Origin of the sequence: Paraburkholderia sp. BR10937, assembly GCF_040965695.1 — a bacterium.
Taxonomy (GTDB): Bacteria; Pseudomonadota; Gammaproteobacteria; order Burkholderiales; family Burkholderiaceae; genus Paraburkholderia.
Genome location: NZ_JBFRCL010000014.1, coordinates 14,530 through 26,843 on the forward strand (window position 1 = coordinate 14,530; position 12,314 = coordinate 26,843).

12 protein-coding genes are annotated in these 12,314 nt (G+C 61.5%); 7 read left to right on the forward strand and 5 right to left on the reverse strand.

The window, feature by feature from the left end:
- The first annotated feature begins 110 nt into the window (after window positions 1-110).
- The 5 genes from AB4Y44_RS13715 to AB4Y44_RS13735 all read left to right on the forward strand — a co-directional run bounded on the left by AB4Y44_RS13715 (window position 111) and on the right by AB4Y44_RS13735 (window position 6,435).
- Window positions 111-1,625, forward strand: a complete 1,515-nt coding sequence (locus AB4Y44_RS13715) for a sugar ABC transporter ATP-binding protein (RefSeq protein ID WP_368699884.1) — start codon at window positions 111-113, stop codon at window positions 1,623-1,625.
- On the forward strand, window positions 1,622-2,662 hold the full coding sequence (locus AB4Y44_RS13720) for an ABC transporter permease (protein WP_368699885.1): 1,041 nt from the start codon (window positions 1,622-1,624) through the stop codon (window positions 2,660-2,662). Before AB4Y44_RS13715 ends, AB4Y44_RS13720 begins: the two co-directional genes overlap by 4 nt.
- Window positions 2,659-3,738, forward strand: a complete 1,080-nt coding sequence (yjfF, locus tag AB4Y44_RS13725; RefSeq protein WP_342923748.1) for a galactofuranose ABC transporter, permease protein YjfF — start codon at window positions 2,659-2,661, stop codon at window positions 3,736-3,738. The genes AB4Y44_RS13720 and yjfF overlap by 4 nt, the downstream gene beginning before the upstream one ends.
- Before the next feature lie 45 nt (window positions 3,739-3,783).
- The gene (locus AB4Y44_RS13730; RefSeq protein WP_368699886.1) at window positions 3,784-4,785 is read left to right on the forward strand and encodes a hypothetical protein; all 1,002 of its coding nucleotides are present in this window, start codon (window positions 3,784-3,786) and stop codon (window positions 4,783-4,785) included.
- Window positions 4,786-4,878: 93 nt separating this feature from the next.
- Window positions 4,879-6,435: a methyl-accepting chemotaxis protein gene (locus AB4Y44_RS13735; protein ID WP_368699887.1), complete on the forward strand. Its 1,557-nt coding sequence runs from the start codon at window positions 4,879-4,881 to the stop codon at window positions 6,433-6,435.
- Between the two features lie 100 nt (window positions 6,436-6,535).
- On the opposite strand, the gene AB4Y44_RS13740 is transcribed toward AB4Y44_RS13735, so the two are convergent.
- The 5 genes from AB4Y44_RS13740 to AB4Y44_RS13760 form a co-directional block, all read right to left on the reverse strand.
- Window positions 6,536-6,940 (reverse strand): RidA family protein, encoded by a 405-nt coding sequence (locus AB4Y44_RS13740; RefSeq protein WP_368699888.1) that lies wholly within the window; start codon window positions 6,938-6,940, stop codon window positions 6,536-6,538.
- The gene (locus AB4Y44_RS13745; RefSeq protein ID WP_368699889.1) at window positions 6,930-8,066 is read right to left on the reverse strand and encodes a DSD1 family PLP-dependent enzyme; all 1,137 of its coding nucleotides are present in this window, start codon (window positions 8,064-8,066) and stop codon (window positions 6,930-6,932) included. The genes AB4Y44_RS13740 and AB4Y44_RS13745 overlap by 11 nt, the downstream gene beginning before the upstream one ends.
- 4 nt (window positions 8,067-8,070) lie before the next feature.
- A complete protein-coding gene (locus AB4Y44_RS13750; RefSeq protein WP_368699890.1) occupies window positions 8,071-8,748 on the reverse strand; it encodes an HAD-IA family hydrolase in 678 nt (225 codons plus the stop codon).
- 136 nt (window positions 8,749-8,884) lie between these two features.
- Window positions 8,885-9,772, reverse strand: coding sequence for a LysR family transcriptional regulator (locus AB4Y44_RS13755; protein ID WP_368699891.1), 888 nt, complete (start codon window positions 9,770-9,772; stop codon window positions 8,885-8,887).
- 85 nt (window positions 9,773-9,857) lie between these two features.
- The gene (locus AB4Y44_RS13760) at window positions 9,858-10,535 is read right to left on the reverse strand and encodes a TetR/AcrR family transcriptional regulator (protein ID WP_368699892.1); all 678 of its coding nucleotides are present in this window, start codon (window positions 10,533-10,535) and stop codon (window positions 9,858-9,860) included.
- 198 nt (window positions 10,536-10,733) lie between these two features.
- On the opposite strand from AB4Y44_RS13760, the gene AB4Y44_RS13765 reads away from it, so the two are divergent.
- Window positions 10,734-11,144 (forward strand): Zn-ribbon domain-containing OB-fold protein, encoded by a 411-nt coding sequence (locus AB4Y44_RS13765; protein ID WP_368692236.1) that lies wholly within the window; start codon window positions 10,734-10,736, stop codon window positions 11,142-11,144.
- Entirely contained in the window at window positions 11,141-12,313 is a 1,173-nt protein-coding gene (locus tag AB4Y44_RS13770; protein WP_342923757.1) for a thiolase family protein, read from the forward strand. The genes AB4Y44_RS13765 and AB4Y44_RS13770 overlap by 4 nt, the downstream gene beginning before the upstream one ends.
- Window position 12,314: the final 1 nt, after the last annotated feature.

A 12,314-nucleotide genomic window follows, 5' to 3' on the forward strand; every position in this document is an offset into this window, starting at 1 on the left:
CTGCGCGTCATATCCCGCCGCTGACGGGCGCGCTCGGGAGCGTCACTCCTGAGCGCGCCGACTCGGCCCCGACACCATTGGCGAGGCCGTCCGCGGATCTCGCGAACACCATGAACTCTTTACCCGTCCTCGAAATGACCGGCATCGACAAGACGTTCCCGGGCGTCAAGGCGTTGCAGCAGGTCGATTTTCGGCTGTTTCCCGGTGAGATTCACACGTTGATGGGCCAGAACGGCGCGGGCAAATCGACGCTCATCAACGTGCTCACCGGTGTATTCGCACACGATAACGGCGAAATCTGCCTCGCCGGGAAGCCGGTGCGCTTCACCGCGCCGCTCGACGCCGAAGCCGCCGGGATCCAGACGCTGTATCAGGAAGTGAACCTCTGCCCGAATCTTTCCGTGGCGGAGAACATCTTCGCCGGCCGGCACCCGAAGAAGCGTGGAGCGATCGACTGGAAGGCGATCAACCTGCAGGCGCGGGACGCGCTGGCCGCGCTGGATCTCTTCATCGATGTCACGCACTCGCTGGACTCCTACCCGATTGCGGTCCAGCAAATGGTGGCCATCGCGCGCGCCGTCTCCGTCGACGCGAGCGTGCTCATTCTCGACGAACCGACTTCAAGTCTCGATGACGGCGAAGTCGCGCGGCTTTTCGCCGTGCTGCGCCGCTTGAAGGAATCGGGAATGGCGATTCTGTTCGTGACGCACTTTCTCGAGCAGACCTATGCCGTATCGGATCGCATCACCGTCATGCGTAATGGCGCACGAGAAGGCGAGTACCTGGCAAAGGACTTGCCCGTCGACGTGCTGGTCGCAAAGATGACTGGCCGGGAAGGCATGAACGAGGCGATGAAGGCAGGCACATCGGACGGTCCGCACCCGGATGCAGCGTCCACGCCTTTTCTTTCCATGCAGGGTGTGGGTCGGCGCGGGTTGATGAGTCCCGTCGATCTCGACGTGTGCCCTGGTCAGATCGTCGGCTTGGCCGGACTGCTCGGTTCTGGCCGCACCGAAACAGCGCGGCTGGTGTTCGGCGCCGAGCGTCCGGACACCGGGACGATGCTGATCGACGGACATCGTGCAAAGCTCACTTCGCCGCGCGACGCGGTGCGACATGGCATTGCCTATTGCCCGGAGGATCGAAAAAAAGAAGGCATCGTCGCGGCGTTGTCGATCCGGGAAAACATCGTTCTGGCGTTGCAGGCACGACGTGGATGGTGGCGCATGCTGAGTTACACCCGCCAAAGAAAAATGGCCGATCAATACATCGCGCAACTCGGCATCAAGGCACGCGACGCAGAGCAGCCCATCGGTTTGCTTTCGGGGGGAAACCAGCAAAAGGTGCTGCTCGCCCGCTGGCTCGCGACCGAGCCAAAACTGCTGATTATGGACGAGCCAACCCGCGGCATCGACGTTGCCGCAAAGTTCGAGATCATGGACCGTGTGCGTTCTCTTTGCGCGAAGGGCCTCGCAATTCTCTTTATCTCTTCTGAAATGAGCGAGGTGGTTCGCGTCAGTCACAGGATTGCGGTCCTGCGCGACCGTCGCAAGGTCGCCGAAATTGCGAGCGATCGCCTCTCGGAGGATCAGGTGTATCAACTCATCGCAGGAGGCGAGTCATGAAGCCGGTTCACGCGCTGATGCGGCATCAACTGGTGTGGCCCGCCATCACACTCATCTTGCTGATCCTGCTGGACGTTGCGCATCGCGCAAGCTTCCTCTCGGTGACAGTCCTGGACGGTCACCTCTTCGGCGCGCCGATTGATATTCTGAATCGTGCTGCGCCGCTTGTGCTGGTCTCCCTCGGAATGACGCTCGTTATCGCGACGCGCGGCATCGACATCTCGGTCGGAGCAACGGTGGCCATTGCCGGCGCGGCCGCCGCGATCATCCTCGAGGCGGATCCGTCGCACGTAGGCATGGCGCTTGTGGCGGCGCTTGCCGTCGGACTGCTGGCCGGGATGTGGAACGGTCTGCTTGTCGCGCTCGTCGGGATGCAACCGATCATCGCCACACTCATTTTGATGGTCGCAGGGCGGGGCGTTGCACAGCTGCTGACGGGTGGCCAGATTATTCCCATCGGTGCACCGGGCTACCTCAGGCTGGGTGATGGATATCTGGCGATGGTTCCCTGCTCGGTCTGGATCGCGGTCGTCGTGACGCTGGCGCTCGCGCTTCTGGTGAACCGCACCGCGCTGGGACTCTTCGTTCGCTCCATTGGCGTCAACCCTGTCGCAACGCGGCTGGTCGGGCTGCGTTCCGGTGCGATCGTCTTCAGCGTCTACGTCATCTGCGGCTTGATGGCTGCGCTCGCCGGGATCATCGCCAGTTCGAACGTACGGAGTGCTGATGGAAACAATGCGGGACTGTTGCTGGAACTCGACGCGATTCTGGCCGTGACGCTCGGCGGCACGTCGTTGCTCGGCGGCCGCTTCAGTCTTGGCGGCACGGTGCTCGGCGCATTGATCATCCAGACGTTGACCTACACGACTTATTCGATCGGAGTGCCACCGGAAGCAACGCTCGTCGTCAAGGCGGTGGTCGTGGTCGTGGTGAGTGTCATCCAGTCGGAAGTTGCGCGTGCGCTGGTCGTCAAGCAGGTGAAACATCTTTTTTCCCCGGCGCGCGAACGCGCATCCACCGGAACGAGTCCATCATGAGAAAGCTGACTGGCCGCCTGGCTGATCCGAGAACCTTGCCCATCGTCGCAACGATCGTGCTGTTCGCTGCGCTGTTCGGTTTTGGTTCCGTCATGTACACCGGCTTCTTTTCGATGCAGGTATTGACGGGCCTGTTCGTTGACAACGCGTTTCTGCTTGTCGTGGCGATTGGCATGACGTTCGTGATCCTGTCGGGGGGCATCGACCTGTCGGTCGGCGCTGTGGTTGCCCTGACCACGATACTGTGCGCTGTGGGTGCGCAGTGGCTGCATTGGCCCATCTGGGTCGTCGTGCCGATCGTGCTGGTTTTCGGCGCGCTTTACGGTGCGGCGATGGGAGCGCTGATTCACTTCTTCCGCCTGCAACCATTCATCATCACGCTCGCGGGCATGTTCCTGGCCCGCGGCGCATGCTTCCTGATCACGACGGAATCCATCACGATCGACGAGCCGACGTTCCATGCTGTCGCGTCTCTGAATATTCCGGTCAGCGGCGGCTCCCTCAATGCCGGAGCGCTGGTTGGCATTGCGACGCTCGTGGTCGCCATTTTCATCGCGCACTTTACGCGCTTCGGGCGCAACGTCTATGCGATTGGCGGCAATGAGCGCTCTGCGCTCCTCATGGGCTTGCCAGTCGCAAGAACGAAGATCGCCGTGTATGCGTTGAGCGGCTTCTGCTCGGCGCTGGGCGGGGTGATCTTTACGCTGTATGTGCTTTCCGGGTACGGACTGCAGGCACAGGGGATGGAACTCGATGCGATCGCTGCAACGGTGATTGGCGGAACGTTGTTGACCGGCGGGGTCGGCTATGTAATTGGCTCGCTGTTCGGCGTCGGCATCCTCGGCACCATCCAGACGCTGATCACTTTCGACGGCACGTTGAGTTCGTGGTGGACGCGCATCGTCATCGGCGCATTGCTCTGCGTGTTCTGTCTGTTGCAGCGGATCATCGAGCGGCACGCGGGCCGACGCCGCAAGGGCGGCGCGGATCTCGCACCGACCTCGGCCGGGCCATCGGACGGTGGGCAGCGGGGGCGGGACAAGCGTGGCAGCCGTGATCTCGTCACGACGACCTGATCGGTTCAGGTTGATATTCAGTCTGTCTGAACGAGAGGGGAAAACATGCTCGAGCTGCGGGAAACGGATTTACGAAAGCCGGCCTTTGGGGATGCGGTGCGACCTGGCGAGCCAGAGCAGGGCGCAGCCGGGAAGGCGTATCGGCAGACGATGCTTTCGAACGCCTATCTGAGGCTCGACGTAGAGGCGGGGCGCCACGGCGGGATTGCGCAACTGGAGTGGAACGACCGCGGAGTGTGGACGCCCGTCTTTCGACAGGCGGAGCGGCGAGGGCATGGAGCGGCTCCCCGCCGACTATCGTGTCAGCCGTCGATCTGGGTTCAGAACGCGGCGCAGGACATCGAGGCAGCGGCGGCGTCGTCAGGGTCACAGCCAGTCGGCGCAAGTCGGCGGGCTCCAGTGGCCGATGTTGCTCCTGATGTTGCACTCATGGGTGACTGGAAACTCGACTCCACCGGGGAAAAATGTCTCCGCCTGATAGCCGAAGTCGCAGAACGCTATAAGGCAGTCCAGACATACGAGCTTGACGGGCCGACACTGGGAATAGCCATTGAACTCGAGAATACGGGACACACGCCGCTACCGTGCGAAATCGAGGTCAGTCCGGTCCTGGTGCGGGATTCGGATACCCGCATCAGCGCACCGGCGGGCGGGATCTGGATTGCACTAGAGAACGGAAAGACTCCCAGGCTCGTCCCGGCTCCGTTCGCGTGGCAATTCGGGGTGACTTACCCTTTGCCGGCGAAGGCGGTTGACCACGCATTCACTGGCTGGGGAGGGAGGGCACTGGTCGAATGGCCGGCGCGACAGTTTTCTCTCGCGATTGTGGGAAACACGGACTGCTATCGCCGTCGTGCCTATCCGGAAGACGATTCGTTTTCGTTCCAGGTGATGAATGATCAATCGGAACACCGCTATATCCGCGAAGGCGATGGCGTGCGCGGGCTTTCGGTTCTTGCTGCGGGACAAACGCTCAGCCGTCGGGTGAGCTTCACAGTCGAACGTCTGGCGTCCCTGACGAGGACCGCGCGTTACTCGACGGAGTAGCGGCTTATTCCAGCTGGAATCTTTTCCTATTAATAGAAAGTCATCACGGCCCGCTTGAGAGGTCTATTTGACACATCATGAATCGGGGGGAACATGCTCAAGGGGCTCAGTATCAAACGCGGGCTGACCTGCGTAATTTCGGTGTTTGTCGTCATCCTCGCCTTGACGAGTTCTGCGGGGATTCTGGCACTGAAGCTGAACAACGACGCGCTGCGAGCCATGTATGAAGTCGATACCAGTTCGCTGGTCGCGCTGAAGACCAGTGACGCCTTGCTTCAGCGTGCACGCGTTTCGCTCGACAGCTACCTTTCGTTGTATGGTCTGGGCGACCCGGAACCGGACCTGCTTTTGGGCGCGCGACAGGATCTAAAGGATTCCGAACTGGAATTCTCAAAGTATCTTTCACTGCAGTCAGGCGCGGACTCCGAGGCGGCGAGGCAACTGGCAGGGCGCCGCCGGTCGGTCCTCGACAAGGCAATCCTGCCGGCGGCCGAAGCGCTCAGCCAAATGGATTTCGGCCGCTTCAAGGAGCTCCAGGGGAAGGCGACACAGGATGCGGTGGCGTCTTATCAGAGCGCGATGAAGGCGCGCGAGAACGCGGTCGTCGACTTGCAACGGGAACGTTTTGCGCAGGCGCAGTCGCGCTTTCATTCGATGGTCGCCATGCTTGCCGCAACGTCGATCGTCGCACTTGCGGTGGGGATAGGCGCGAGGCGGATCCTCGTCGGAATCGTTGTGCGCCCTGTCGCTGAAATCCAGGCGCATCTCGCGCGCATTGCCTCAGGCAACCTTCAGGGTGATGTGCTCGCAGAATCCCGGAACGAGATGGGAATGCTCATGGCGGACGTCAGGACAATGCAGGACGCCCTGGTGCGAACTGTCCGGAGCGTTCGCGGCGGAACGGAAACCATCAACGTCGGCGCACAGGAGATTGCCTCCGGCAGCGCAGATCTTTCCCGGCGAACCGAGCAACAGGCCGCTTCGCTTGAACTTGCGGCCGCGAACATGGCGCAGTTGACGCGGGCCGTCAAGAAAAACGCGGAGACCGCCAATAGCGTGAGTCGACAGGCATTGGTAGCGTCACAAACCGCATCAGCCGGCGGCGAGGTGGTTCACGAAGTCGTCCGGACGATGCAAGGCATATCGGTGCATTCCAGCAAGGTTGCCGAAATCGTGGGCCTGATTGAAAGCATCGCCTTCCAGACCAACATTCTGGCGCTGAATGCCGCCGTCGAGGCGGCACGCGCTGGAGAACTCGGGCGCGGTTTTGCGGTCGTCGCGAGTGAGGTTCGAAGTCTCGCTCAGCGAAGTGCCCAGGCGGCAAAGGAGATCAAGCAGTTGATTGACGCGACGGTCGGAAAGATCGACGAAGGTTCGCTGCTCGCGCAAAGGGCGGGCACGATCATGACCGAGGTCGTGTCGTCAGTCACGGCGGTAAGCGGCTTGATGGCGGAGTTGCACCGGGCTACGCAGGAACAGAGCCACGACATCGAGCAGGTGAATGGCGCGGTCGCGCAAATGGACACAACCACTCAGCAAAATGCAGCGCTTGTTGAGCAGGCTGCAGCCGCAGCCCAGTCGCTCAAGGAACAGGCCGCGCTGCTCGACGATGTCGTTTCGGAATTCAAGCTTGCATCGGGTACGTCGTGACTCTCCGCGCGGTCAGACGGTATCGTTCACGAGCCCCGTCGTGTTGCCGCTCGCCACATCCCGGCCGGTCCTCGCCATTCATGCCACGAGCGCAAGCAAGCTACAGCACTGCCGTCGCCTCGATCTCGATCTTGAAGCCGAAGTGGAGCGGCCCCGTCGGCACGATTGTGCGTGCCGGCCGCGCCTCGCCCGCCCAGCCCGCGTAGATCTGGTTGAAACGCGGCCAATGTTCGATATCGTCGAGATAGACGCGAACCTGGACCAGCTGTGCGATGCTGCTGCCTGCGCCTTCCAGCGCAACCTTGAGATTCGCCAGCACCTGCTCTGCCTGCACCTCGAACGACGCGTCGGTCAGCTTTTGGCCCTGCGGGTCGATCGGCAACTGACCCGACACGAATACCAGTCCGTTTGCGATCGCCACGTGACTATAGTGTCCCCCTGGGGGACGCAGGTTCAGCGGGTTTTCCGTGCGCGGCAATCGCGTGCCCGATTCGTTACCAGCCATGAAAGCGGCTCCATACGGTTGTTTCGCCATCTGCGGATAGCGCGTGATACTCCGGGAACTGCGTACCCGTCGCGCAGGCGTGATTGGGCAGGATACGCAGCTTCGTTCCGATCGGAAAGCGCGTCGCGAGGCTCGTGGTTTGCTGAGTCTCATGAGCGGGCGACAGAATGCCGTGCTCCTGGTTTGCGCCGCTCAAAACCCAGTCGGTCAAGAGCGTGCCATCGAGGCTGCAGGGCAGACCATAGCCGAAATCTTCCGCCTGCCGCGACGTCCCGCGGTCGCGGCTCATCGCCATCCAGCCTGCGTCCACAATCACCCAGTCTTTTTCCAGCTGATGGCCGATGACCGTCGTGAGCACGCTCAAAGCGATGTCATCGCTCGAGCATACGCCGATGTTGCGCATCACGAGATCAAAAAAGACGTAAACCCCCGCGCGCACTTCGGCTGCGCCATCGAGTTTCCCGGCGGACAACGCGGTAGGTGTCGAACCGACGCTCACCGCGTCACAAGGGAGGCCCGCGTCACGCAACCGTTGCGCCGCGCGAACACAGCCCGAGCGTTCCTGCTCGGCGAGCGCAGACAGCGCGTCGGGCGTGTGAAGCTCGTAGCTGGATCCGGCGTGCGTCATCACGCCGCCGAGCTTGACGCCGCTGTCGTGCAGGATGCGCCCGACCTCCAGCAACGCATCCTGCTCCGGTGCGATCCCCGAGCGATGCCCATCTGTATCGACTTCGATCCAGACTTCGAAGGCTTCCTGCTGCGCGGCGCAAAACTTCGCGACCTCTACCGCGGCGCGCGTGTTATCCACCACCAGCTTCAGATCGCAGCCCCGTTGTCTGAGCGCCATTGCTCTTGGCAGCTTCGACGGCGCGATACTGACCGCGTAGAGAATGTCGGTCACGCCAGCCGCAAAGAACGCTTCCGCTTCCTTCAACGTCGATACCGTGATGCCGTTTGCGCCGGCCGCCAGTTGCGCCCGCACGACTTCCAGACATTTGGTCGTTTTCGCGTGCGGGCGGAACCTGACGCCGAGCGCGTTCATGCGCGACTGCATGCGCGCAATATTCCTGTCCATCCGCGGGATATCGATCACGGCCGCGGGGGTATCGAGTTCATCGAGTTTCATGATTTCAGGCGGTCAGGTTGTTGTGCGCCGAAACGTCAAACCGGCTGCACCAGGGCACAAGGGCTTCCAGTGTCGGCGCCTCGATTTCAGGAGGCGGCGCACCTTCTACCAGGGGCAGGGCAACCCGGTTGTGCCAATAGGTCCGCAAGCCGACCGCGGCGGTGCCGAACATGTCGTAGCTCGATCCGGCGACGAAGACGGCTTCCGAAGCCGTCACGCCGAGCGCGTCGAGCGCCAGACGATAGGGCGTCGGGTCGGGTTTGTAGGTGCCGGCTTCTTCGGCGGTGATCACCGCATCCCATTTGACGGGAATGATTGCTGCTGCCTGGCGGCCAAGTCGTATCGAGCAGTTGGTTACGACGGCGATCTTGCAATGCGATCGAAGCTGTTGCAATGCCTCGATAGCACCGCTCCACGGGGTCAGCTGAAGCCAGTCCGCCTCAAGTGCGAGTGCGGCGGATTCGGGCAAGCCCACATGCGCCGCGGCCTCCTTTACCAGCTGTTCGTAAGCGACATAGCGCCCGCATCCGTAGGTTAGACGCAAATACTCGGCGCGCCACGCACGCCCCGCCTGTTCCGAGCCTGCGGAACGGTTCCAGAGTGTCCACGAGTCGAGCAGTGCAGTCAGGAGATCGAAGAGGACCGCCTTCGGATAGCCGGTCGTTGAAGATGGATTGCTCATGAGCGAGGCCTCCGCGTGGTTCGTTCATGGCATCAAGTATAGAGTTCGATCAGGCGCCGGGAATTCAGTCCCACGAAATCAATCATTCGGAAAGATTGAATGTCTTTCGATGTGAAGGCTAGCTTCGCCACGGCGGCTATGGCCGAAACTGCGCCTGCAGATATTGCATGAATTGCCGGGTGCGCGCGGGCAAGCCGGCGCGATTGTTGGTGAGTGCGATCACATCGGCGTCGTGCGCCTTCCATGCAGGGAGCAGCCGCACGAGGTTTCCCTTCGCGATATCGCCGGCAACGTCCCATTCCGAGCGGAGAATGATACCGCGGCCCTCGCACGCCCATTGGCGTATCACCTCGCCATCATTGCAGCTCAACTTCGACGACACGCGGATGCTGCGCGCCGTACGGCCCTTGCGGAACTGCCAGAGCGATGCATCTTCGTTGTTCTCTCGCAGCACGATACATGGCAGTTGGGCCAGATCGTCAGGGGTTTCCGGGCTCGGAAAGCGCTTCAGAAACGCGGGGGATGCACACACGAAGCGTGCATTCGGCGCAATCGCATAGCCGATCATGTTGGACGCAGGCAACTCGCCGATGTGAACCACGATGTCAAAGCGGTCGGCGGACTCGGTCAATGGTTGATCGGTGAGCGTCAACTCGATGTCGACGTCGGGGTTGTCTTGCTGGAAACGGGACACGACGGAGGCGAGATAGCGCCGCCCGAAACCTAACGGCGCGCGAACCCTCACGGTGCCGACGAGCCCACCGCGGCGTGCGCGCAAATCCTCGAACAGCGTGTCGAACTGTGTCACCAGGTGCGCGCCGCGTTGACACAGCAGCATTCCCTCTTCCGTGAACCGTAGGCGGCGAGCGCTGCGGTCGACGAGGCGGATATCGAGTTTTCTTTCGATCTGCTGCAACCGCTGCGTGACCGCTGGCGGCGAAAGCCCAAGCTTTCTCGCTGCCGCAACGAGGCTGCCCGCTTCCTGGATGGTCAGCAGGAAGCGAATGTCATTGGAATCGCTCATGTCGGTCTCGTCGCAGTCGCGGCTGCAATCGTTGTCTGGTAGACCCCGCAGCGCGAGGGACGCAGCGGGATCGCTGCGATGCGATTCATTGCACTCGATATCGTGCCAGGAAAGTGCAAACGGCGCTCTCGACGATGCGTTCTACCTGAGCGCCGGACAGGGCGTAATCTGTTTGCATCAGGCGAGGATAAAAAACGGTCTCGCCCAGCATGCCAATGAACTCCGCGCGTGCAAGCTGCACGTCGGCAACTCGCAGCTCGCCTTCGTCAACGCGCCTTTGCAACCAGGCGTCCGTAATATCGCTGAATAAATGCTTTGCAAGTTGAAAGCGGGCACCCACGGCGGGAAAGTTTCGCACTTGCCCAATGATCAGCCGCATCGCGGAAATCAAACGCGCGTCCGAAACGAGCTCACAGAATGCGCGTCCAATTTCGCGCAGGCCCGGTTCGACGTCGTCGGGCACGACATGATCTTTCCAGTTCGAGAATAGCTGATGGATCAAATGGTCCACCGCTTCGACGAACAGCGTTTCCTTGCTGGGAAAATGTTTGTACAGGGTCGCGTATGACACCGTCGCGCGATCGCCAATGGAATCCATCGTGGCCGCGTCGTATCCGCTTTCCAGGAACGTTGCGATTGCAACTTCCAGGATCAGCGCACGCTTTTCCCTGCTAACGCGCTGCTGATATCCCTGTACGCCGTCCGTCGAGGAAGCCTCTCCCCGCGAGATGGGCTTCTTCCTTCCTGTCTTCGCTATTTCCACTCACAAGCTCCAAAACTATCGATCTGGAAGGCATTCTGCCCCCCGTTGGCGAAAACCGCCAGCAAGCGAGACAGCGGGCGGTCTTTCGGCATCGGCCGCAGCGGCCGTGCCGGGTTTTCCCTACCTTTCTCGTTGCCGTTTACTACTATAGTGTAATACACACTACACCACGAAACTCGAACAGAAATGGGAGCCAGCGTGAACGGTTTCAGACGATTAGGCACCGCCTCGGTGGTGAGAGGCGGGAAGGGCTGGTCATTACTCGGAGCGAAGTGCTCCGCTTGTGAAGCGCCGATCTATCCGGTACTCACCGTGTGCCCCCACTGCGGCGGTCGTGACTTCGTTGCGTTGCCGTTGCCGGCGATCGGCACCCTCTACTGCCATAGCGTGGTGCATATGGGACCCAGGGGCGTCGACACGCCCTATATCGTCGGCTATGTGGACTTTAGTGACGGCCTGAGGGTCTTCGGGCGCATCGAAATGGAAGTTGGCGCCGTCCAGACGGGGCAGCCACTCGAATTGCGAGTGAAACCAGCAAACAAACGAGCGAGCCAGTTCATCTATTTCTTTGCCGCACCCGGCGAAGGTTCCCGGCAGGCAGGTTCATGAGCGCGACGAACGGTTTGAGGAGCGTGAGCGTCGTCGGCACAGGCATGGTTCGCTTTGGGCGCTTCCCGGAAGTCAGTCTTCCACAGCTCGCCGCGCCAGCGGTCATCGAGGCACTTGACGAAGCCGGAATCGATCGGCCGCGCATCGGCGCTATTTATTGCGGAACGGTATCCGGTGGTCCATTGGCTGCCCAACGTATCGCACGGGAGACGGGGCTGACCGGCATCGAAGCGGCGAATTTCGAAAATGCCTGCTCGTCGTCGGCGAGCGCATTCCGGCACGCCTGGCTCGCAATTGCCGCGGGGGCGGTGGATTGTGCCGTCGTGGTCGGCGCGGAGCAATTGACCCGTCTCGGCGGCGGACCACTTGACCTGGGCGATGAGGATGTCGAGGCGGCGAACGGATTGACGATGCCGGCGCTGTACGCAATGCGCGCACAGCGATACATGCACGAATTCGATTTGTCGCCTCGCGATCTCGCGCAGATCGCGGTCAAGGCCAGGGCGAATGGCGCGCTCAACGCCTATGCACAGATCCGCAGCACCATCTCGGTGGATGAAGTGCTCGCTAGTCGGCAGGTGGCCTCGCCGCTGACGTTGCCTCAGTGCTGCCCGCTGGGCGATGGCGCATCGGCGGTAGTGCTTGCCGCCTCCGACTTTCCCATTGCGAATCGGCAAGGCACCGTGAAGATTCTAGCGTCGCATCTGACGTCGGGCCGTTACCTGCAGGGAGGCAGGGATATGACGACTCCCGAGGTCACGATGCGTTGTGCGAACGAGACCTACGAATCCTGCGGCATCGGACCTTCCGACATCGATCTCGTCGAGTGTCACGACGCCTTCACCATCGCCGAATTGCTGTACTACGAAGCACTGGGTTTTGCCCGCCACGGAGAAGGGGCGGGTTTGATCAGGGAAGGTCAAACGTCGCTGAACGGGCGGATTCCGTTCAACCCTTCCGGCGGTCTGCTCTGCAGGGGCCATCCGCTTGGCGCGTCGGGCATCGCGCAGATCGTAGAAGTAACCCGGCAGTTGCAGGGCCGCTGCGGCGCACGCCAGGTCGCGAAAGACAAGCCGCGCGGTCCGCGGATCGGGCTGGCGCACATCACCGGCGGAGGCGCCTATGGCTTCGATCACGGTGCCTGCGCGATACACATTCTTGGAAGGTGAG